This is a genomic window from Rhizobacter fulvus, assembly GCF_964020785.1.
The window spans coordinates 2,529,084-2,549,675 of record NZ_OZ224516.1; the positions used below are offsets into that span (position 1 = coordinate 2,529,084).

The 20,592-nt window shown below is 69.6% G+C and carries 18 protein-coding genes; 5 read left to right on the top strand and 13 right to left on the bottom strand.

Going from position 1 to position 20,592, the window contains the following annotated elements; genetic code table 11:
* Nucleotides 1-31: 31 nt before the first annotated feature.
* From ACWH49_RS12080 to ACWH49_RS12100, 5 genes are all read right to left on the bottom strand, one after another.
* A complete protein-coding gene (locus ACWH49_RS12080; protein WP_448171696.1) occupies nt 32-787 on the bottom strand; it encodes a DUF2938 family protein in 756 nt (251 codons plus the stop codon).
* Nucleotides 788-961: 174 nt separating this feature from the next.
* Complete coding sequence (locus ACWH49_RS12085) at nt 962-1,942, bottom strand: DMT family transporter (protein ID WP_448174344.1); 981 nt, start codon at nt 1,940-1,942, stop codon at nt 962-964.
* Nucleotides 1,943-1,971: 29 nt separating this feature from the next.
* The gene (locus ACWH49_RS12090) at nt 1,972-3,402 is read right to left on the bottom strand and encodes an efflux transporter outer membrane subunit (RefSeq protein ID WP_448171697.1); all 1,431 of its coding nucleotides are present in this window, start codon (nt 3,400-3,402) and stop codon (nt 1,972-1,974) included.
* Nucleotides 3,403-3,419: 17 nt separating this feature from the next.
* Nucleotides 3,420-6,671, bottom strand: a complete 3,252-nt coding sequence (locus ACWH49_RS12095; RefSeq protein WP_448171698.1) for an efflux RND transporter permease subunit — start codon at nt 6,669-6,671, stop codon at nt 3,420-3,422.
* A 14-nt stretch (nt 6,672-6,685) separates the two neighbouring features.
* On the bottom strand, nt 6,686-7,912 hold the full coding sequence (locus ACWH49_RS12100; RefSeq protein WP_448171699.1) for an efflux RND transporter periplasmic adaptor subunit: 1,227 nt from the start codon (nt 7,910-7,912) through the stop codon (nt 6,686-6,688).
* A gap of 226 nt (nt 7,913-8,138) precedes the next feature.
* On the opposite strand from ACWH49_RS12100, the gene ACWH49_RS12105 reads away from it, so the two are divergent.
* Nucleotides 8,139-8,819: a TetR/AcrR family transcriptional regulator gene (locus ACWH49_RS12105; RefSeq protein WP_448171700.1), complete on the top strand. Its 681-nt coding sequence runs from the start codon at nt 8,139-8,141 to the stop codon at nt 8,817-8,819.
* A gap of 102 nt (nt 8,820-8,921) precedes the next feature.
* Here the strand turns inward: ACWH49_RS12105 and ACWH49_RS12110 are convergent, their stop codons facing one another.
* The 7 genes from ACWH49_RS12110 to glpD form a co-directional block, all read right to left on the bottom strand.
* Complete coding sequence (locus tag ACWH49_RS12110; protein ID WP_056472511.1) at nt 8,922-10,655, bottom strand: ABC transporter substrate-binding protein; 1,734 nt, start codon at nt 10,653-10,655, stop codon at nt 8,922-8,924.
* An 86-nt stretch (nt 10,656-10,741) separates the two neighbouring features.
* Complete coding sequence (locus ACWH49_RS12115; RefSeq protein ID WP_448171701.1) at nt 10,742-11,050, bottom strand: DUF2160 domain-containing protein; 309 nt, start codon at nt 11,048-11,050, stop codon at nt 10,742-10,744.
* 12 nt (nt 11,051-11,062) lie between these two features.
* Nucleotides 11,063-11,875 (bottom strand): carbohydrate ABC transporter permease, encoded by an 813-nt coding sequence (locus tag ACWH49_RS12120; RefSeq protein WP_448171702.1) that lies wholly within the window; start codon nt 11,873-11,875, stop codon nt 11,063-11,065.
* Nucleotides 11,868-12,752 (bottom strand): carbohydrate ABC transporter permease, encoded by an 885-nt coding sequence (locus ACWH49_RS12125; RefSeq protein WP_448171703.1) that lies wholly within the window; start codon nt 12,750-12,752, stop codon nt 11,868-11,870. Before ACWH49_RS12125 ends, ACWH49_RS12120 begins: the two co-directional genes overlap by 8 nt.
* A complete protein-coding gene (locus tag ACWH49_RS12130; protein ID WP_448171704.1) occupies nt 12,749-13,780 on the bottom strand; it encodes an ABC transporter ATP-binding protein in 1,032 nt (343 codons plus the stop codon). The genes ACWH49_RS12125 and ACWH49_RS12130 overlap by 4 nt, the downstream gene beginning before the upstream one ends.
* 2 nt (nt 13,781-13,782) lie before the next feature.
* Nucleotides 13,783-14,847, bottom strand: coding sequence for an ABC transporter ATP-binding protein (locus ACWH49_RS12135; protein ID WP_448171705.1), 1,065 nt, complete (start codon nt 14,845-14,847; stop codon nt 13,783-13,785).
* Nucleotides 14,838-16,469, bottom strand: a complete 1,632-nt coding sequence (glpD, locus tag ACWH49_RS12140) for a glycerol-3-phosphate dehydrogenase (protein WP_448171706.1) — start codon at nt 16,467-16,469, stop codon at nt 14,838-14,840. Before glpD ends, ACWH49_RS12135 begins: the two co-directional genes overlap by 10 nt.
* Nucleotides 16,470-16,631: 162 nt before the next feature.
* Here glpD and ACWH49_RS12145 point away from each other — a divergent pair, with 162 nt between their 5' ends.
* From ACWH49_RS12145 to ACWH49_RS12160, 4 genes are all read left to right on the top strand, one after another.
* The gene (locus ACWH49_RS12145) at nt 16,632-17,408 is read left to right on the top strand and encodes a DeoR/GlpR family DNA-binding transcription regulator (RefSeq protein ID WP_056472492.1); all 777 of its coding nucleotides are present in this window, start codon (nt 16,632-16,634) and stop codon (nt 17,406-17,408) included.
* Nucleotides 17,405-18,907 (top strand): glycerol kinase GlpK, encoded by a 1,503-nt coding sequence (gene glpK, locus ACWH49_RS12150; RefSeq protein WP_448171707.1) that lies wholly within the window; start codon nt 17,405-17,407, stop codon nt 18,905-18,907. The genes ACWH49_RS12145 and glpK overlap by 4 nt, the downstream gene beginning before the upstream one ends.
* Nucleotides 18,908-18,978: 71 nt before the next feature.
* Complete coding sequence (locus tag ACWH49_RS12155; RefSeq protein WP_448171708.1) at nt 18,979-19,410, top strand: EVE domain-containing protein; 432 nt, start codon at nt 18,979-18,981, stop codon at nt 19,408-19,410.
* Nucleotides 19,403-20,113: a helix-turn-helix transcriptional regulator gene (locus ACWH49_RS12160; protein ID WP_448171709.1), complete on the top strand. Its 711-nt coding sequence runs from the start codon at nt 19,403-19,405 to the stop codon at nt 20,111-20,113. Before ACWH49_RS12155 ends, ACWH49_RS12160 begins: the two co-directional genes overlap by 8 nt.
* 19 nt (nt 20,114-20,132) lie before the next feature.
* Here ACWH49_RS12160 and ACWH49_RS12165 read toward each other — a convergent pair whose 3' ends face one another.
* Nucleotides 20,133-20,579 carry a hypothetical protein gene (locus ACWH49_RS12165; RefSeq protein WP_448171710.1) on the bottom strand — a complete coding sequence of 149 codons (447 nt, stop codon included), beginning with the start codon at nt 20,577-20,579 and terminating at the stop codon, nt 20,133-20,135.
* Between the last annotated feature and the right edge of the window lie 13 nt (nt 20,580-20,592).

A 20,592-nucleotide genomic window follows, 5' to 3' on the forward strand; every position in this document is an offset into this window, starting at 1 on the left:
CGGTGTTGCGACGGGCGGTGCTGATCCGACTCTAGGGCCAGGGTGATCCACCGCCAAGCGCGGCCCATGGGTATCCGGTGCCGAGCGCCATGACGACGCCGAGGCCGAGGCCGTACGGGATGTGGGAGAGCGGGCTGGCCAGCAGCGCATGGGCGCCGGGCGGGCCGCGCCGGCCGAACCAGCCCCAGCCGAACGCGGGCAGCAGCACCAGCCAGGGCAACAGCGACGTGACCAGACCGAACACCAGACCGCCCAGGACCGGATCATCGGACGCAGGCAGCCCCATGACCAGCCGCGCGCCGGGGTACAGGAGCGCCACGCCGCCGCCGCCGATGAGGAAGTGGAACGCCCAACCCACACCGGCCTCGTGCGGCAGCGCGGGCGATGCCCGGATGTCGGCGTGGGCCAGGCGTCCCCGCGCGAGGCCCAGAACCCAGCGGCCCACCAGGGCGACCTGGACGCCGCTCCCGATGCCGACCCGGGCCATCGCGGCCTCGGTGACGTCCATCAGGACGGCGCCGACGATGCCGCCGATGAAGGCGAGCGCAAAGCTGTCCATGGGGCGCCTGACGGTCAGGCCTTCGGGCAGGTGCAGGCCGCGCCGCAGGGGCACGACGAGCCGCAAGCGCAAGCGGCCGGGGCGGCGGGCGGGGCCGCGACCTGCGGGGCGCGGGTCTGGCAGCCGCAGCGGCAGGACGCTCCCGTGCAGTTCGCGCAGGTGCAGCGGGTGGGTTGCTGGTCGTCGTTCATCGTGAATCTCCTGGGTGGCTCGACGACGGGATGTCATCGATGGCGTCACTTTCGGCGGGTCGACTGCTTCCCGACAGGCGTTTGCGACGAACCGTCCGCGCGCATGCCGGACCGGTCGTTCACATCGACCGAGTGGTTCACGGCACGCCCCGAGGAGGTCGAGCGCTCGAGGTCCGCAGAGCCTCAGACCGCAGCGCGACAAGGCGCCGCGTCAGTTGGGATGCGCGTCCACCGTCGCCTGCGCCGGTTGCGTGCGCACCGCCCAGATCACGCCGGCGATCAGCAGCGCCACGCCGACGAGCGTGCCCGCCTGTGGCCAGCTCTTGCGCAAAAGGAACGCATAGCTGAGCGCGGCGAGCGTCTCGAACACGATCAGCTGGCCCGACAGCGTCGGCGGCAGGCGCTGGCTGGCCTCGTTCCAGCACAGCGTGCCGAGCCACGACGCGAACAGCCCGATCGCGAACATCAGCAGCACGAAATCCGCGGCGCGAGGGCCGAACGGCATCGGGAACGGATCCCCGCTCGCCACGTTCCAGAGCCACGTGGCGGCGTAGCCGACGAGCGCGAGCGGCAGCGTCATCAACCCTTGCGCGGTGGCCCAGCCGCGCGGGCTGCGCTCGGGGTGGGCACGCAGCCATTCGGCATTGCGGATCGGGTACCAGGTCCAGCACGCGACCGCGCCGATCGCCAGCAGCCCGCCGATCGCATAGCGCATGAAGTCGGCGTTCGGGTCGGCGCGCAGGTGCTCGAGCTCGACGCGATTGACCAGTGCGATGCCGGCGCCGATCAGCAGCAGCGACGGCAGCAGCCGGCCCCACGCCAGCGGCGCCTCGGCGCGTGCGCCCGCGCGCGCGGTGCGCAGCTTCGAGGTGATCGCGATCACGACCGGCAGCGTGCCGATGATCATCGTCGGCAGCGGTCCGCCGGCGCGCTGGATGCTGCTGGCGAGGAACAGGTAGTAGACGATGTTGCCCACCAGCGCGAGCTTCAACGCCTCGATCCAGTCGGCACGCGCCAGCTGCTTCAGCCTGCCGCGGTCGAACCAGGCCAGTGGCAGCGCGATCAGGCCGAACGCGAGGTAGCGGCCGAACGATTGCAGCGTGGCCGGGTACTCCGGCAGCAGCAGCGGGCCGACGAACACCAGGCCCCACATCAGCCCGGCCGCGAGGGCGAAAAGGATTCCGGAGAACAACGGTGCGGCGGTCATCCCGCCAGTGTCGCTCAGCCCTTGCGCGCGCCTGTCGCCTCCCAGCCGCCGCCGAGCGCACGGATCAGGCCGATCGTGGATTGGTACTGCGCGGCGCGCACCTGCAGCGCCTGCCGCCGGTTCGCGAGCTCGCTGCGGCGCGCGTCGAGCAGTTCGAGCTGGCTGACGTAGCCGTTGCGGTAGCGCGAGGTCGACAGCACCGTCGCGCGGCTCGCGGCGTCGACGGCCTGCGTCTGCGCGGCGGCCTGGTCGGCCAGCAACCGCAGCGCGGACAGCTGGTCCTCGACCTCGCGGAACGCGACCAGCACCTGCTCGCGGTAGCCGGCCGCGGCCGCGTCCCACGCTGCGTTCGCGCCGCGCACGCCGGCCTCGCGGCGGCCGCCGTCGAACACCGGCAGCGACAGCAGCGCGCCGACGCCCCAGGCGCGCGCCGACCACTTGAACAGGTCGCCGAGGTCGGTCGACGCGAAGCCGCCGGACGCCGTCAGCGACACGTCCGGGAACCACGCGGCCTGCGCGACGCCGACGCGCGTCTGCGCCGCCTGCATCGCGCGCTGCGCCGCGGCCACGTCGGGCCGGCGCGCGAGCACGGTGCCCGGCACGCCAGGGGGCACTTGCGGCAGCGCGCCGGCCCAGTCGGCCTCGGTGACGTTCAAGGCGCTCGGCACCTCGCCGACCAGCACGGCCAATGCGTGCTCCAGCTCGGCGCGGCGGCGGTCGAGCGCGAGCGCCTGCGACTCGGTGGCCGCGACCTCGGTCTGCACGCGCGCGAGATCGAGCTCGGCCACGTCGCCGGCCGCGAAGCGGCGCTCGGTCAGGCGCAGCGTGTCGCGGTAGGCGCCGACGGTCTGGCGCACAAGCGCGCGTTCGGCGTCGAGCGCGCGCAGGCCGAAGTAGGCCTGTGCGACCTCGGACTGCACCAGCAGCCGCGCGCTCTGCACCAGCGCTTCGCGCGCTTGCGCGTCGAGCGTCGCGGCCTGGCTCGCCTTCGCGAGGCGGCCGAACAGGTCGGGCTCGTACGAGATGCTGGCGCCGGCGTTGATCACGGTGGAAGGTGCGGTCGTGCCGAAGGCCGGGCTCGCGCTGCCGCGGTTCACCCCGGCGCCGACGCCGACCTGCGGCAGCCGGTCCGCATCGGCCGCTCTCACCAGCGCGCGGGCCTGCGCGAGGCGCGCCGCGGCGAGTTGCAGGCTGGTGTTGCCGCGCTCGGCGCGCGCGATCAGGTCGTCGAGCAGCGGGTCGGCGAAAGCCTTCCACCAGTCGCCGCGCGGCTGCGCCTCGGCCGGCTGGATCGCGACCCAGCGACCGTCGAGTTCCTTGAAGGCGGCGGGTGCGGCCGGCGGCGCGACCGGCTCGACGATCGGCGCCGACGCGCAGCCGGCGAGCACCAGCGCGGCCAGGAGCGTCGCGAGGGTCCAGCGGGTCGGGAAGAAAGTCTTGTTCATGTCGTGTCCTTCCAGGTTCATTCCGGCAGGCGCAACGGCGCGGCCGGTTGGGGCGTCAGCGGGTGGCTCGCGCCGCCGCCACCGCCGCCGATGGCGTGCGCGGCGTCCACGTGCGGCACGTCGCCGTGCAGCTTCAGCGGCCGGTTGCGCGTCATGCGGCGCACCAGCACGTAGAACACCGGCGTCAGGAAGATGCCGAACGCGGTCACGCCGATCATTCCGGCGAACACCGCGATGCCCATCGCCTGGCGCATCTCGGCGCCGGCGCCGGTGGCGAGCACCAGCGGCAGCACGCCCATCACGAAGGCCATCGAGGTCATCAGGATCGGCCGCAGGCGCAGGCGACTCGCCTCGATCGCGGCCTGCACCGGCGTGCGCCCCGCGAACTCCAGCTCGCGGGCGAACTCGACGATCAGGATCGCGTTCTTCGCGCTCAGCCCCACCAGCACCATCAGGCCGATCTGCGTGAACACGTTGTTGTCGCCGTCGGTCAGCCACACGCCGGTCATCGCGGCGAGCAGGCCCATCGGCACGATCAGCAGGATCGCCAGCGGCAGCGTCAGGCTCTCGTACTGCGCCGCGAGCACCAGGAACACCAGCAGGATCGCGACCGCGAACACGAACGAGGCCGAGTTGCCGGCGAGGATCTCCTGGTAGGTCAGGTCGGTCCACTCGTACGAGATGCCGGGCGGAAGCGTCTCGGCGGCGATGCGCTTGACGGCGTCCTGCGCCTCGCCGGACGAGAAGCCCGGGGCCGGGCCGCCGTTGATGTCGGCGGTCAGGAAGCCGTTGTAGCGCATCGCGCGTTCCGGGCCGAAGGTCGGCGTGACCTTCATCAGCGCCGACAGCGGCACCATCTCGCCGGTCGACGAACGCACCTTCAGCGCGCCGATGTCCTCGGCCCGCGCGCGGTACGCCGCATCGGCCTGCACCCGCACCGAGTACGTGCGGCCGAACTTGTTGAAGTCGTTCGCGTACAGGCTGCCAAGGTAGATCTGCATCGTGTCGAAGATGTCGGTCACCGCGACGCCGAGCTGGCGCGCCTTGGTGCGGTCGATGTCGGCGTAGAGCTGCGGCACGTTGACCTGCCAGCTCGAGAACATGCCGGCCAGCTCGGGGGTCTGGTAGGCCTTGGCCATGAAGGCCTTCTGCGCGGCGTCGAGCGCGTCGAAGCCGAGCGACGCGCGGTCTTCGAGCTGCAGCTTGAAGCCGCCGGTCGTGCCCAGCCCCTGCACCGGCGGCGGCGGGAAGATCGCGATGAACGCGTCCTGGATCTGGCCGAACTGGCCGTTCAGGCTCTGCGCGATCGCGCCGGCCGACAGGTCCTTGGTCTTGCGCTGGTCGAAGTCCTTCAGCGAGACGAACACGATGCCCGAGTTCGAGCTGTTCGTGAAGCCGTTGATCGACAGGCCCGGGAACGCGATCGCGTGCTCGACGCCGGCCTGCTTCGTCACGATGCCGTTCATGCGGCGGATGACCTCCTCGGTGCGATCCAGCGTCGCGCCGTCGGGCAGCTGCGCGAAGCCGATCAGATACTGCTTGTCCTGCGCCGGCACGAAGCCGTGCGGCACCAGCTTGAACACGCCGACGGTCGCGATCGCCAGCACCGCGTAGACCCCGAGCATGAGTGCCTTGCGCGAGATCGCGGTTTTCACGCCGCCGCTGTAGGCGCTCGATCCGCGCTGGAACACGCGGTTGAACGCACGGAAGAAGCGGCCGAGCACGCGGTCCATGCCGCGGGTCAGCGCGTCCTTCGGCGCGTCGTGGCTCTTCAGCAGCAACGCGGCCAGCGCAGGCGACAGCGTCAGCGAGTTGATCGCCGAGATCACGGTCGAGATCGCGATCGTCAGCGCGAACTGGCGGTAGAACTGGCCGGTCAGCCCGCTGATGAACGCGAGCGGCACGAACACCGCGATCAGCACCAGCGCGATCGCGATGATCGGGCCCGAGACCTCGCGCATCGCGCGGTAGGTGGCCTCGCGCGGCGTCAGGCCGCCCTCGATGTTGCGCTCGACGTTCTCGACCACCACGATCGCGTCGTCGACGACGATGCCGATCGCCAGCACCAGCCCGAACAGGCTCAGCGCGTTGATCGAGAAGCCGAAGACGCTCATCACCGCGAAGGTGCCGACGACAGCGACGGGCACGGCCAGCAGCGGGATGATCGAGGCGCGCCAGGTCTGCAGGAACAGGATCACGACCAGCACGACGAGCGCGATCGCCTCGAGCAGCGTGTGCACCACCGACTCGATGGACGCACGCACGAACTGCGTCGGGTCGTAGACGATCTCGTAGCTCACGCCCTCGGGCATCGCCTTCTTGACGTCCTCCATCGTCGCGCGCACGCCGTTGCTGATCGCGATCGCGTTGCTGCCCGGCGCGGCGAAGATCGGCACCGCCACCGCGTCCTTGTTGTCGAGCAGCGAGCGCAGCGAGTAGTCGGCCGCGCCGAGCTCGATGCGGGCGATGTCGCGCAGACGGGTCACCGCGCCGTCCGCGCCGGTCTTGACGATGATCTCGCCGAACTCCTCCTCGTTCTGCAGCCGGCCCTGCGCGTTGACCGAGAGCTGCACGTCGATGCCCTGCAGCCCCGGCGACGCGCCGATCACGCCGGCGGCGGCCTGGATGTTCTGCTGCCGGATGGCGGTGACCACGTCGCTCGCCGACAGGCCGCGGTTCGCGACCTTCTGCGGATCGAGCCACACGCGCATCGAGTAGTCGCCCGAGCCGAACAGCTGCACGTCGCCGACGCCGGGCACGCGCGCGAGGCGGTCCTTGACGTTCAGCACCGCGTAGTTGCGCAGGTAGGTCATGTCGTAGCGGCCGTTCGGCGACAGCAGGTGCACGACCATCGTCAGGTCGACGCTGCTCTTGACGGTGGTGATGCCCAGGCGCCGTACTTCCTCGGGCAGGCGCGCCTCGGCGCGCGCGACGCGGTTCTGCACCAGCTGCTGCGCCTTGTCGGGGTCGGTGCCGAGCTTGAAGGTGACGGTCAGCGTCATCAGGCCGTCGGTCGTCGCCTGGCTGCTCATGTAGAGCATGCCCTCGACGCCGTTGATCTGCTCCTCGATCGGCGTGGCGACGGTCTCGGCGATCACCTTCGGGTTCGCGCCCGGGTAGGTGGCACGCACGACGATCGAGGGCGGCACGACATCGGGGTACTCGGAGATCGGCAGCCCGCGCACCGCGATCAGGCCGCCGAGGAAGATCAGCAGCGACAGCACGCCGGCGAAGATCGGCCGGTCGATGAAGAATTTGGAGAGGTTCATGACGAGCCTTGTTCTCAGGAACGTGGAGCGGCTTCGCGCGGTGCGTCGGCCCGGGTCTGCATCTCGACCGCCTGCGGCGCGACCAGCGCGCCCGGCCGCACCCGCTGCAGCCCGTTGACGATCACCCGCTCCTGCGGCTGCAGGCCGGAGGTCACGATACGCAGGCCGTCGACGTGCGAGCCGAGCGTGACTTCGCGGTACGCCGCCTTGTTGTCGTTGCCGACGACCATCACGTACTTCTTGTTCTGGTCGGTGCCGACCGCGCGCTCGTTGACCAGCAGCGCCTCGTTGCGCTTGACCTGGCCCATCCGCAGCTTTGCGAACTGGCCCGGCATCAGGCTGCCGTCGGCGTTGTCGAACACCGCGCGCACGCGAACCGTGCCGCTCTTCGCGTCGACCTGGTTGTCGACGAGCTGCAGCTGGCCGCTGTACGGCGTGTCGGCCGTGCCGGCGGTGCCCATCTGCACGGGGATCTTTTCGAGTTGCGCGCGGGCGCTGGAGCCCGGCGGCAAATCCTTCAATGCGCGGGCGACGATCTGCTCGTCGGCGTCGAAGCTGGCGTAGATCGGGCTGACCGACACCAGCGTCGTGAGCACCGGCGCACCGGGCCCGGCGGCGACCAGGTTGCCCACCGTGATCTCCAGGCGCCCGACCCGACCCGCGACCGGCGCGCGCACCTGCGTGTAGCCCAGGCTCAGGCGCGCACTCTGCAACGCGGCCTGCGCGGCGCGCAGGTTGGCGTCGGCCTCGCGCTGCGCGTTGATGCGCTCGTCGGCCTCGCGCTGGGCGATCGCGCGCTCGTCGAGCAGGCGCTGCGCGCGCTCGTACTCGCTCTTCGTGTACGACTGCCGGGCCTGCGCGGCCGCGACCTGGGCCTCTGCGCGCTCGACCTCCGCGGCGTACGGGGCCGGGTCGATCGTCAGCAACAGGTCGCCCTTGCGGACCAGCGCGCCTTCGCGAAAGTGCACCGCCTGCACGGTGCCGGCGACGCGCGAGCGGATGTCGACCCGCTCGACCGCCTCGAGCCGCCCCGAGAACTCGTCCCAGGTCGCGACGTCGCTCTTCACGACGGTGGCGACCGAGACCGCGATGACCGGTGCGGCCGTTGCCGGCGAGGCCTCGGCGCTCGTCGTGCGCAGGCTGAAGACGGCGGTGGCGATGGCGGTGAGCGCCGTCAGCGCGGTCCCGGCGACCCAGAGGCTGCGGCGGGTCGGCGGGGTGGTGTGCTTGTCGTTCGACATGATGATTTCCCTCGATGTTCCGATTGCTTTTCCGATGGGCGGTCCCACGTTCGTCCGAGACCCGGCAAGGCTTCGCCCCGACTCGCCGAAACGCGTTTCGGCGGTGCTGGTCGTGGGGAACTGGAGGCCTGGGGCCGGGGTCGAATATTTCGTAGTGAACGCTACGGCATGTGGCACAATGTAGCCATCGCACAAGGGCGCGTCAAGCTATTTCTTAGCGATCGTTATGAAAAATACTCCAGAGACAACGGCGGGCTGCGCGGCAGCCCCCGCCAAACCGCGCGGCCGACCGCTGTCGTTCGATCGCGACACCGCGCTCGACAAGGCGATGCACGTGTTCTGGGAACACGGCTACGAGGCGGCGTCGATCAGCGACCTGACCGCCGCGATGGGCATCACGCCGCCCAGCCTTTACACCGCGTTCGGCGACAAGGCGCACCTGTTCATGGAGGCGATCGAGCGCTACGGCAACGGCCCCGGCGGCTTCGGCCAACGTGCGCTCGACGAGGAGCCGACCGCGCGCCGCGCGGTCCAGCGGCTGCTGGAAGAGGCGGCCGCCGAACTCACGCAGGACTGCCACCCGCTCGGCTGCATGATGGTGATGGCCACGACCAATTGCTCGGTCGCCGCCGAGCACATCCAGAAGGCGCTGGTGAAGCGCCGGGCGCTTGGCGTCGCGGCGATGCAGGCGCGGATCCAGCGCGGCATCGACGAAGGGGAACTGCCGGCGGGCACCGACGCCGGTGCGCTCGCGAGCTTCTACGCGACCGTCTACCAGGGCATGTCGATGCAGGCCAAGGACGGCGCGAGCCGCGAGAGCTTGCTGGGCAGCGTCGAGATGGCGATGCGTTCGTGGCCGGCGTCGCCGCCGACGCCAGCACGCAAGCGGGTCAAGGCCTCGGCCTGACGCGCGAGCGGCGACCGAAGAAAAACGCCCTCGGCGCGAATCGCACCGAGGGCGTTTCCGTTTTCGGGACCGCGGCTCGCGGCCCCGATCACCGCTGAGCGATCAGCGCACCTTGCCCGCCTTCCACGCGTTCAGCAGCGTGTCGTAGGCGATGGTCTCGCCCTTGGGCTTCTCGTTCGCCAGCTTCTTCCACGGCGCGCCCTTGTCGGACAGGTACTTGGCCGGGTCGCCCTTCGGGTTCAGCTTGGGCGCGCAGTGGGCCATGCCGGCGCGTTCGAGGCGTGCCATCACCTGGTCCATCTCCTCGGCCAGGTTGTCCATCGCGGCCTGCGGGGTCTTCTCGCCGGTCACCGCCACCGCCACGTTCTTCCACCACAGCTGCGCGAGCTTCGGGTAGTCGGGCACGTTGGTGCCGGTCGGCGTCCAGGCCACGCGCGCCGGGCTGCGGTAGAACTCGACCAGCCCGCCGAGCTTGGGCGCCATGTCGGTCATCGCCTTGCTCTGGATGTCGCTCTCGCGGATCGGCGTCAGGCCGACGATCGTCTTCTTCAGCGAGGTGGTCTTCGCGGTCACGAACTGCGCGTAGAGCCAGGCGGCGGCGGTCTTGTTGGCGTCGTGGTCCTTGAAGAAGGTCCACGAGCCGACGTCCTGGTAGCCGTTCTGCATGCCCTGCTTCCAGTAAGGGCCGTTCGGGCCGGGCGCCATGCGCCACTTCGGCGTGCCGTCGGCATTCACGACCGGCAGGCCGGCCTTGATCATGTCGGCGGTGAACGCGGTGTACCAGAAGATCTGCTGCGCGATCTGGCCTTGCGCGGGTACCGGGCCGGCCTCGCCGAAGGTCATGCCGGTGGCTTCCTTCGGGGCGTACTTCTTCATCCAGTCGACGTACTTGGTCAGCGCGTAGACGGCCGCCGGCGAGTTGGTCGCGCCACCGCGCGAGACCGAGGCGCCGACCGGCGTGCACTTGTCGGCACCGACGCGGATGCCCCATTCGTCGACCGGCATGCCGTTCGGGATGCCCACGTCGGCGGTGCCGGCCATCGACAGCCACGCGTCGGTGAAGCGCCAGCCCAGCGAGGGGTCCTTCTTGCCGTAGTCCATGTGGCCGTAGACGGGCTTGCCGTCGATCGTCTTCACGTCCTCGCTGAAGAATGCGGCGATGTCCTCGTAGGCGCTCCAGTTCAGCGGCACGCCCAGGTCGTAGCCGTACTTGGCCTTGAACTTCTCCTTCAGGTCGGGGCGCGCGAACAGGTCGGCGCGGAACCAGTACAGGTTCGCGAACTGCTGGTCGGGCAGCTGGTAGAGCTTCTTGTCCGGTGCGGTCGTGAAGCTGGTGCCGATGAAGTCCTTCAGGTCGAGGCCGGGGTTTGTCCACTCCTTGCCGGTGCCGGCCATGTAGTCGGTCAGCGACATGATCTTGCCGTAGCGGTAGTGCGTGCCGATCAGGTCGGAGTCGCTGATCCAGCCGTCGTAGATCGACTTGCCGGATTGCATCGAGGTCTGCAGCTTCTCGACCACGTCACCTTCCTGGATCAGGTCGTGCTTGACCTTGATGCCGGTGATCTCCTCGAAGGCCTTGGCCAGCGTCTTCGATTCGTACTCGTGGGTGGTGATCGTCTCGGAGACGACCGAGATCTCCTTCACGCCCTTGGCCTGCAGCTTCTTGGCGGCGTCGATGAACCACTTCATCTCGGCCATCTGCTGGTCCTTGGACAGGGTCGACGGCTGGAACTCGGCGTCGATCCACTTCTTCGCAGCCGCTTCGTCGGCCCACGCGCTCTGGCCGATGGCCAGAGCGGCGGCGGCCAGGGCCACAGCATTCAAGCGCAGTTTCATGTCTAGGTCTCCTGAAGGTCGCTTCCCGTTGGTTGAGGTGACACATCGGCCGGGAAGTGATGACCGAGTGCCTTTGAAAACAAGCCCTATCCCTTGCGCATGATCAGCGCGAGCAGCGCCATCGAGATGCCGAAGCTGATCCAGATCGACGGCTCGCTCCCGAGCCCGAACCACACGATCATCTTTTCGCTGACCGCGACGAACGCGAGGTTGACCCACGCGGCGGTCAGCAGTCCGATGAACAGGCGATCGCCGCGCGTCGTCGTGATCGGCAGCCAGCCCTTGCGCTCGACCGTCGGCGACTTGAGCTCCCACACCGTCATGCCGATCAGCATCAGCACGATGCTGCAGAAGAACACCGCGACCGGTGTGGTCCAGGCCATCCACTCGAACATCTCGGTGCCTCCTCAGACGCGACCCATCGCAAAGCCTTTTGCGATGTAGTGGCGAACAAACCAGATCACGATTGCGCCCGGCACGATCGTCAGCACCCCGGCCGCGGCGAGCACGCCCCAGTCCATGCCGGAGGCGCTGACGGTGCGCGTCATCACCGCGACGATCGGCTTGGCGTTGACGCTGGTCAGCGTGCGCGCCATCAGCAGCTCGACCCAGCTGAACATGAAGCAGAAGAACGCCGCCACGCCGACGCCGGCCTTGATCAGCGGGATGAAGATGGTCAGGAAGAAGCGCGGGAACGAGTAGCCGTCGATGTAGGCGGTCTCGTCGATCTCGCGCGGGATGCCGCTCATGAAGCCTTCCAGGATCCACACCGCCAGCGGCACGTTGAACAGCAGGTGCGCGAGCGCCACCGCGATGTGCGTGTCCATCATCCCGAGCGTGGTGTAGAGCTGGAAGAAAGGCAGCAGGAACACGGCCGGCGGCGTCATGCGGTTGGTCAGCAGCCAGAAGAACACGTGCTTGTCGCCGATGAACGAGTAGCGCGAGAACGCGTAGGCCGCGGGCAGCGCGACGGTCAGCGAGATCACCGTGTTGATCGCGACGTAGATGATCGAGTTGATGTAGCCCGAGTACCACGAGGCGTCGGTGAAGATGACCTTGTAGTTGTCCCAGGTGAATGCGCGCGGCCAGATCGAGAAGACGCTGAGGATCTCCTCGTTCGTCTTGAACGACATGTTGATCATCCAGTACACCGGCAGCACCGCGAACACCAGGTACGCGATGAGGAACAGCGTGCGCTTCTTGAAGCGGTTGTCATTCATGGCCGGCCTCCGACTTGTCGGTGGTGCCTACGCGCTGCATCCAGTTGTAGAGGATGAAACACAGCAGCAGGATGATCAGGAAGTAGATCAGCGAGAACGCCGCCGCCGGGCCGAGGTCGAACTGGCCGACTGCCTTCTGCGTCAGGTACTGGCTCAGGAAGGTCGTCGCGTTGCCCGGGCCGCCGCCGGTCAGCACGAACGGCTCGGTGTAGATCATGAAGCTGTCCATGAAGCGCAGCAGCACCGCGATCATCAGCACGCCGCGCAGCTTGGGCAGCTGGATGAAGCGGAACACCGCGAACTTGGAGGCGCCGTCGATGCTCGCGGCCTGGTAGTAGGCGTCGGGTATGGCGCGCAGCCCCGCGAAGCACAGCAGCGCGACCAGCGGCGTCCAGTGCCACACGTCCATCAGCAGCACCGTGAGCCACGCATGGGTGGCGTTGCCGGTGTAGCTGTAGTCGATGCCGAGCCTGGCGAGCGTGGCGCCCATCAGGCCGATGTCGGCACGGCCGTAGATCTGCCAGATGGTGCCCACCACGTTCCACGGGATCAGCAGCGAGATCGCGACCAGCACCAGCACGGCCGACGACTTCCAGCCCTTGGCCGGCATCGCCAGCGCGAGCGCGATGCCGAGCGGGATCTCGACCAGCAGCACCGACAGCGAGAAGCCGATCTGGCGCAGCAGCGCCTCGAGCAGTTCGTCGTCGCGCATCACCGACTTGAACCATTCGGTGCCGACGAACACGCGACGCTCGGGCGAGATGATGTCCTGCACCGAGTAGTTGACGACCGTCATCAGTGGCAGGATCGCCGAGAAAGCGACGCACAGCACCACCGGCAGGATCAGGAACCAGGCTTTCTGGTTGACGGGCTTCATGAGAGCAGTACCTCGTCCTTGTAGTAGCAGGTGTGGTGGCCCCTGACACCCAGCCACACCGCGGCGCCGACGGTCGGCACGGCCTGCGCGCCGGTGAGGCGGGCCCGCACGACGCTGCCGTCCGCCAGCTTCGCGGTCAGCAGCCAGTAGGTGCCGATGTCCTGCGCCTGCGTGATGGTCGCAGGCACCGCGCCCTCGGCCTGCGGCGCGGCGAGCGTCACGTACTCCGGCCGCACGCCAAGCAGCGTGGCGCCGGCCGGCGCGCCCGGCGTCACCGTCGCGGGCAGGAAGTTCATCCCCGGCGACCCGATGAAGTGGCCGACGAAGGTGTGCTGCGGGCGCTCGAACAGCTCCGACGCGCTGCCGACCTGCACCGCACGCCCGCGCGTCATCACGACGACCTGGTCGGCGAAGGTCAGCGCCTCGACCTGGTCGTGGGTCACGTAGACCAGCGTCAGCTTCAGCTCGTGGTGGATCTGCTTCAGCTTGCGCCGCAGCTGCCACTTCAGGTGCGGGTCGATCACGGTCAGCGGCTCGTCGAACAGCACCGCGCTCACGTCCTCGCGCACCAGGCCGCGGCCGAGCGAGATCTTCTGCTTCGCGTCGGCCGCGAGGCCGGCGGCGCGCATGTTCAGCTGGCCGCTCATCTCCAGCATCTCGGCGATGCGGCCGACCCGCTGCTTGATCTTGTCGGCGCTGGCGCTCCGGTTGCGCAGCGGGAACGCGAGGTTCTCGGCCACCGTCATCGTGTCGTAGATGACCGGGAACTGGAACACCTGCGCGATGTTGCGCTGCTGCGGCGTGCGGCCGGTGACCTCGACGCCGTCGAATTTGACGCCACCCTGCGACGGCTTGACGAGGCCGGAGATGATGTTCAGCAGCGTCGTCTTGCCGCAGCCCGACGGGCCGAGCAGCGCGTAGGCGCCGCCGTCGTCGAAGGTCATCTTCAGCGGCAGCAGCGCGTAGTCTTCGTCGCGCTGCGGGTTCGCCTTGTAGGCGTGGGCGAGGTCGAGGTCGATGCGGGCCATCGTCAGATCCCCTGGGGTGCGACAAGCAGCTGGCCGTCGGCGCCGAACACATAGGCCTGCGCCGGGGCCAGGTACAGCGTGACCTGCGCGCCGAGTTCGAACTGGTGCACGCCGGTCAGTTGCGCGACGAGTTCGCCGACCGGCGTGGCCACGTGCACGAAGGTGTCGCTGCCCGAGATCTCGGCGAGCTCGACCTTCCCCGGCAGCGCGATGTCGCCGTCGCGGCCGTGCACCCGCAACGCGGCGGCGCGCACGCCGACGGTCAGCGCCGCCGCCGCGCCGGCCGGCAGCGAACGCCCGAGCTGCACGCCGCCGGGCAACGCGACGCCGTCGGCGTTGGCGGTTCCCTGGATCAGGTTCATCGGCGGGTCGCTGAAGGCGCGCGCCACGCGGATCGACTTCGGGTGGTGGAAGACTTCGGCGGTCGGCCCGTACTGCAGCAGCTCGCCGGCGTCGAGCACGGCGGTGTAGCCGCCGAGCAGCAGCGCCTCGGTCGGCTCGGTGGTGGCGTAGACGACGGTCGACTGGCCGGTCGCGAACAACTGCGACAACTCGTCGCGCAGTTCCTCGCGCAGCTTGTAGTCCAGGTTCACGAGCGGCTCGTCGAGCAGCATCAGCGGCGCGTTCTTGGCCAGCGCGCGGGCGAGCGCGACGCGCTGCTGCTGGCCGCCGGAGAGCTCGGCCGGCAGGCGCTGCAGGAACGGCTCGATGTGCAGCTTGGCGGCGAGCTCCGCGACGCGTGCGTCGACGTTCGCTTCCTTGCGCAGCTTCAGCGGCGAGGCGATGTTGTCCGCCACCGTCAGCGACGGGTAGTTGATGAACTGCTGGTAGACCATCGCGACATTGCGCTGGCGCACCGGCTGGCCGGTCACGTCGACGCCGTCCGCGAGCACGCGGCCCTTCGACGGCGCGTCGAGCCCGGCCATCACGCGCATCAGCGTGGTCTTGCCGGCCTGGGTCGCGCCGAGCAGCACGGTGACCGCGCGCGGCACGAGCGTCAGGTCGAGCGGGTACAGCCAGGTGCTGGCGCCCACCTTTTGCTCGACGCGTTCGAGCTTCAGTTCCATGCGGTCTCCGGGGTCGGACGGGAAGCGGTCGGGGCCGCAGGTGCGATCGCGTCGGGCCAGTGCGCGGCGCACCAGTCGGCCACGTCGCCGCGCTGCGCGGGGGTCAGGTGCAGGCCGAGCTTGCTGCGGCGCCACAGCACGTCGTCGGCGCTGCGGGCCCATTCGTGCGCATGCAGGTAGTTCAATTCGGCCTCGAACAGATCGGGTGCGACTTCGGCGCCCAGGCCGCCCTGCAGCAGCAGCTCGACGCGCGAACCGTAGGCGTGCGCGAGCCGGTCCGCCAACGCCACCGAAAGCTCCGGGTGGCGCGTGGCGAGCGCGTGCGCAAAGCGCGCGATGTCGGTGTCCGGCCGCTGGGCGGGACCGATCCAGGCGCTCAGGTCGCCGCCGGGCAGCAGCGCGCCGCGGGTCCAGGCGCCGCGGGTCGCGCCGAGCGGCGCGGCGAGCAGGTCGCCCGCCTCCTCGGCCAGCTTGCGGAAGGTCGTCATCTTGCCGCCCCACACGGTCAGCAGCGGCGCGGCCGAGGTCTCCAGTTCTAGCTGGTAGTCGCGCGTCACGGCCGACGCATCGGCGGCTTCGTCCTCGAGCAGCGGGCGCACGCCGGAGTAGCTCCAGACCACGTCGGCGGGCGTGATGGTCTGCTTGAGATAGCCGCTCGCCTGCTCGCACAGGTAGGCGGTCTCGGCCTCGTCGATGCGCGCTGTGCCGACCGAGCCGTGGTGCTCGACATCGGTGGTGCCGATCAGCGTGAAGTCGCGCTCGTACGGGATCACGAAGATGATCCGCCGGTCCGGGCTCTGCAGCACGTAGGCGTGGTCGTGGTCGAACAGCTTCTTGACGACGATGTGGCTGCCCTTGACCAGCCGCAGCGACTTCGAATCGCTGACATGGGCATGCTCGCGCAGGAACTGCGCCGCCCACGGGCCGGCAGCGTTGACCAGCGCGCGCGCGGTGATGGCGCGCTCGCGACCGTCGCTGGACTGCAGCGTCGCGCGCCATCCGCCGGCGGTGCGCTGGGCGTTCGTGCAGCGCCAGCGGGTGAGCACCTCGGCGCCGCGCGCCGCCGCATCGACGGCGTTGAGCACGACGAGGCGCGCGTCGTCGACCCAGCCGTCGGAATAGACGAAGCCCTTGCTGAACTTGGGCTTCAGCGGCTCGCCGATCGGGCCGCGGCGCAGGTCGATCGTCGTCGAGGCCGGCAGCACCTCGCGCCGGGCGAGGTGGTCGTACAGGAACAGGCCGAGCCGGATCATCCAGACCGGCCGCAGCGGGTTGACCAGCGGGTCGTGCGGCATCACCAGCCGCAGCGGCCGAATGATGTGGGGCGCGCTCTTCAGCAGCACCTCGCGCTCGGCCAGCGCCTTGCGCACCAGCGCGAACTCGTAGTACTCCAGGTAGCGGATGCCGCCGTGGATCATCTTGGTCGACGACGACGAGGTGTGCTGGGCCAGATCATCCGCCTCGCACAGCAGCACGTGCTGCCCGCGACCCGCCAGGTCGCGGGCGATGCCAGCCCCGTTGATGCCGCCGCCGACCACCAGCACGTCGACCGCATCACGCGGCCTGGGACGGGCAGGATCGGGCCAGCCTGGGGGCGCGCCGGAGGGGCGGTCGATGGTCACGGGTCTCCTCGGTGGTCTTCGAACGAACCGCCAAAAGGCGGTATTGGGGTTCGTTTGAGTTCGTTTATGTTTTTCTGTGTTCCATTTTTAGCAAATCAAACCACCTTGCGCAAGCGAGCAATCCGCGATGACGCAACAAAATGCGTTGGCTACGCTGCAGCCATGACGCCGAATCCCCGCCAGGCCCAGTTGCTCGACGAGGTGCGAGCGCGCGGCTCGATGTCCGTGGAGGCGCTGGCCGAGCGCCTGGCGGTGACGCTGCAGACCGTGCGGCGCGACGTAAAGCTGTTGTCCGATGACGGGCTGCTCGCGCGCTTCCACGGCGGCGTGCGCGTGCCGAGTTCGACCACCGAGAACATCGAATACCTGCAGCGCCAACTGCTGAACGAGCGCGCCAAGCAGTGCATCGCGCGCGCGGTGGCCGCGGCGGTGCCGGCGGGCTGCTCGCTGATCATCAACATCGGCACCACCACGGAGGCGATCGCGCGCGAGCTGCTGCATCACAAGGGACTGCGCGTGATCACGAACAACCTGAACGTCGCGGCGATCCTGTCGGGCAACCCGGACTGCGAGGTGATCGTCGCCGGCGGCATCGTGCGCTCGCGCGACCGCGGCATCGTCGGCGAGGTCACGGTGGATTTCATCAAGCAGTTCAAGGTCGACATCGCGCTGATCGGCATCTCGGGCATCGAGGCCGACGGCACGCTGCGCGACTACGACTACCGCGAGGTGAAGGTGGCGCGGGCGATCCTCGAGCACTCGCGCGAGGTCTGGGTCGCGGCCGACCACAGCAAATTCAACCGGCCGGCGATGGTCGAGCTGGCGCGTTTCGACCAAGTCGATATGCTGTTCACCGACGCGGCCCCACCGGCGCCGTTTCCGGCGCTGCTGGCGCAGGCCGGCGTCAACTGCGTGACCTGCACCGAGGACGCTCCATGACGGACAAGACCTTCATCCTGGCGCTCGACCAGGGCACCTCGAGTTCGCGCAGCATCGTGTTCGACGCGCGCGGCCGCATCGTCGCGATGGCGCAGCGCGAGTTCCGGCAGATCTACCCGCAGCCGGGCTGGGTCGAGCACGATCCGAAGGAGATCTGGGCCACGCAACTCGCCACCGCGCAAGAGGCGCTCGCGAAGGCGGGCTTGAAGGCCGCGCAGATCGCCTCGATCGGCATCACCAACCAGCGCGAGACCACGCTGCTGTGGGACCGGCGCACCGGCGCGCCGATCCACAACGCGATCGTCTGGCAGGACCGGCGCGCCGAGCCGACCTGCGCGGCACTGCGCGAGCGCGGTCTGGAGCCGATGTTCCGCGCCAGGACGGGCCTCATCGTCGACGCGTACTTCTCGGGCACCAAGCTTCAATGGATGCTCGACCACGTGCCCGGTGCGCGCGCTGCCGCGCAGCGCGGCGAGCTCGCGTTCGGCACGGTCGATTCCTGGCTGATGTGGCAGCTCACCGGCGGTGAGGTGCACGCCACCGACGTGAGCAACGCCTCGCGCACGCTGCTGCTGAACGTGCACGACAACGCCTGGGACGACGAGCTGCTCGCGCTGTTCGACGTGCCGCGCGAGGTGCTGCCGGCGGTGCACCCGTCGAGCCACGTGTTCGGCCACACCCAGGCGAAGTGGCTGGGCGGGAGCATCCCGATCGGTGGCGTCGCCGGGGACCAGCAGAGCGCGCTGTTCGGGCAGGCCTGCTTCAAGGCCGGGCTGGCGAAGAACACCTACGGCACCGGCTGCTTCATGCTGATGCACACCGGTGCGCAGTTCCAGACCTCGACCAACGGCCTGATCACCACCAGCGCCGCGCAGCCGACGGCGACGCCCGAGTTCGCGCTCGAAGGCAGCGTCTTCATCGGCGGCGCCGTCGTGCAATGGCTGCGCGACGGGCTGCGCGCGATCCAGGGCAGCGGCGAAGTGCAGAGCCTGGCCGAGAGCGTGCCCGACGCCGGCGGCGTGATGTTCGTGCCGGCCTTCACCGGCCTGGGCGCGCCGTACTGGAACGCCGACGCGCGCGGCGCGATCGTCGGCCTGACCCGCGGCAGCACGGTCGCGCACATCGCGCGCGCGGCGCTCGAGAGCATCGCGTTCCAGAGCGCGGCGCTGCTCGCCGCGATGAGCCGCGACGCGGTCGCCGCCGGCGGCGCGCCGGTCGCCGAGCTGCGCGTCGATGGCGGGGCGTGCGTCAACGACCTGCTGATGCAGTTCCAGGCCGATCTGCTCGGCATCCCCGTCGTGCGGCCGCAGGTGATCGAGACCACCGCGCTCGGGGCGGCCTATCTTGCCGGCCTGTCCTGCGGGCTGTACCGCAACCTCGACGAACTCGCCGCGCAGTGGCAGGTCGAGCGCACGTTCCACCCGACGCTGCCGCGCGATCGCGCGGCCGAGCTGATGGCGAACTGGGAGCGCGCGGTGCGGCAGACGGTCGCCACGTGAGCAGCCTCCTGACCCGACGTTGTCAGGAGCCGCAACGCAGCATCCACTCCTTTCAACCACGAGGAGTCACCATGGCCGACTGGATCGCTGTCGCGAGTGCCGAGCATGTGGGGATCGGGCGCCGTCTCGGCTTCATGCAGGTCGGACACGGCAAGGGCGCGCCGCTGAAGCGCCTGCACGCCGGCGACCGCGTCGCCTACTACTCTCCGGTGCGGGTGTTCGGCGGCAAGGACTTCTGCCAGGCCTTCACCGCGCTCGGCACGGTGCGCGACGAGCGTCTGTACCAGGGCGACATGGGCGGCGGCTTCCAGCCGTTCCGCCGTGACGTCGACTGGTTCGACGCGCAGGAAGCGCCGATCCGCCCGTTGTTGGAGTCGCTCGCCTTCATCGACGGCAAGACGAACTGGGGCTACGCGTTCCGCTTCGGGCTGCTGAAGGTGTCGGCCGACGACATGGACGTGATCGCCGCGGCGATGCGCGCGAACGTGCCCGTCGATGCGTAGGGCCGAGCGGCTGTTCCAGATCGTCCAGCTGATCCGCGGCCGGCGCCTGAGCACGGCCGCGTTCCTGGCCGAACGGCTTGAGGTGTCGGAGCGCACGGTCTATCGCGACGTCGCCGACCTGATGACGCAGGGCGTTCCGATCGAAGGGGAGGCCGGCGTCGGCTACCGCATGCACGCAGGGTTCGACCTGCCGCCGATGATGTTCACGAACGAAGAGGCGCAGGCCCTGGTGGCCTCGGTACGCGTCGCGCAGTCGCGGCTCGATGTCGCGCTCGGTCGGCATGCCGAGGTGGCGCTGTCGAAGATTCTCGCGGTATTGCCGCCGGCGGCGCGGGCCGCGGCGGAAAGCCTGGCGGTGTACGCCCCGCCCACCGGGCCCGACGCGTCGACCCGCGGTCACCTCGAGACGCTGCGCCTGGCCGCGGAAGGGCGCCGTGTGGTGCGGCTGGCGTACGAGGACCTGAAGTCGCAGCGCAGCGAACGTGACGTGCGCCCGCTCGGCTGCTTCTACTGGGGCGCGGTCTGGACGCTGGCCGGCTGGTGCGAGGCGCGCGCCGGCTTTCGCAATTTCCGGTTCGATCGCATCGTCGGGCTGCAGGTGCTCGACAGGGCCTTCCGCGACGAGCCGGGCAAGACGCTGCCGGACCTGTTCCGCCAGATCGAGACCGAAATGGCGGAGCGCGACAGCAGCAACGACGCCTGAACGGCGTCGCCGCCGGCGCTCAGGCCGGGCGCGCCGCGGCGAGTGCGTCGCGAACGTCCGCCGGCATCTGGCCGGACCAGCTGCGTTCCATCTCGGCGAATTCGGCGTGGTCGATCTCGGTCGCGTCGCCGACCGCCGGGCCGACCAGCGCGCCGCCGAGTTCGGGTTCGCCGGTCTTCGCGGTGGGCGCGGGTGACGGTGCGGCGCCCGAACGCGCCGGCGCATCGACCGCGCGCGTCCGCACGATCACGGCCAGCCGCGATCGCAACTCCGCCAGGCCCGCGGGCGTCCAGTCCCAGACCAACTGTTCGAGTTGCTGCAAGGCCCGCGCGATCACACGCACCGGCAGGGCCTGGACGGCGCTGAAGCCTTCCTGTCGCAACGTGCGCTCGACCAGGTCGAGGTGGCGCATCAGGTCGCGCGACGTCGGGTGCTGCTCCATCAGCTGGTAGAGCTCGCGGCGCATGAGCCGCACCCGG

What these genes read in the sequence shown, in the direction of transcription:
- ACWH49_RS12080 (WP_448171696.1), bottom strand. Translation starts at nt 787, where the DNA reads ATGACATCCCGTCGTCGAGCCACCCAGGAGATTCACGATGAACGACGA.
- ACWH49_RS12090 (WP_448171697.1), bottom strand. Translation starts at nt 3,402, where the DNA reads ATGAACAAGACTTTCTTCCCGACCCGCTGGACCCTCGCGACGCTCCTG.
- ACWH49_RS12095 (WP_448171698.1), bottom strand. Translation starts at nt 6,671, where the DNA reads ATGAACCTCTCCAAATTCTTCATCGACCGGCCGATCTTCGCCGGCGTG.
- ACWH49_RS12100 (WP_448171699.1), bottom strand. Translation starts at nt 7,912, where the DNA reads ATGTCGAACGACAAGCACACCACCCCGCCGACCCGCCGCAGCCTCTGG.
- ACWH49_RS12105 (WP_448171700.1), top strand. Translation starts at nt 8,139, where the DNA reads ATGAAAAATACTCCAGAGACAACGGCGGGCTGCGCGGCAGCCCCCGCC.
- ACWH49_RS12110 (WP_056472511.1), bottom strand. Translation starts at nt 10,655, where the DNA reads ATGAAACTGCGCTTGAATGCTGTGGCCCTGGCCGCCGCCGCTCTGGCC.
- ACWH49_RS12115 (WP_448171701.1), bottom strand. Translation starts at nt 11,050, where the DNA reads ATGTTCGAGTGGATGGCCTGGACCACACCGGTCGCGGTGTTCTTCTGC.
- ACWH49_RS12120 (WP_448171702.1), bottom strand. Translation starts at nt 11,875, where the DNA reads ATGAATGACAACCGCTTCAAGAAGCGCACGCTGTTCCTCATCGCGTAC.
- ACWH49_RS12125 (WP_448171703.1), bottom strand. Translation starts at nt 12,752, where the DNA reads ATGAAGCCCGTCAACCAGAAAGCCTGGTTCCTGATCCTGCCGGTGGTG.
- ACWH49_RS12130 (WP_448171704.1), bottom strand. Translation starts at nt 13,780, where the DNA reads ATGGCCCGCATCGACCTCGACCTCGCCCACGCCTACAAGGCGAACCCG.
- ACWH49_RS12135 (WP_448171705.1), bottom strand. Translation starts at nt 14,847, where the DNA reads ATGGAACTGAAGCTCGAACGCGTCGAGCAAAAGGTGGGCGCCAGCACC.
- ACWH49_RS12145 (WP_056472492.1), top strand. Translation starts at nt 16,632, where the DNA reads ATGACGCCGAATCCCCGCCAGGCCCAGTTGCTCGACGAGGTGCGAGCG.
- glpK (WP_448171707.1), top strand. Translation starts at nt 17,405, where the DNA reads ATGACGGACAAGACCTTCATCCTGGCGCTCGACCAGGGCACCTCGAGT.
- ACWH49_RS12155 (WP_448171708.1), top strand. Translation starts at nt 18,979, where the DNA reads ATGGCCGACTGGATCGCTGTCGCGAGTGCCGAGCATGTGGGGATCGGG.
- ACWH49_RS12160 (WP_448171709.1), top strand. Translation starts at nt 19,403, where the DNA reads ATGCGTAGGGCCGAGCGGCTGTTCCAGATCGTCCAGCTGATCCGCGGC.
- ACWH49_RS12165 (WP_448171710.1), bottom strand. Translation starts at nt 20,579, where the DNA reads ATGCGCCGCGAGCTCTACCAGCTGATGGAGCAGCACCCGACGTCGCGC.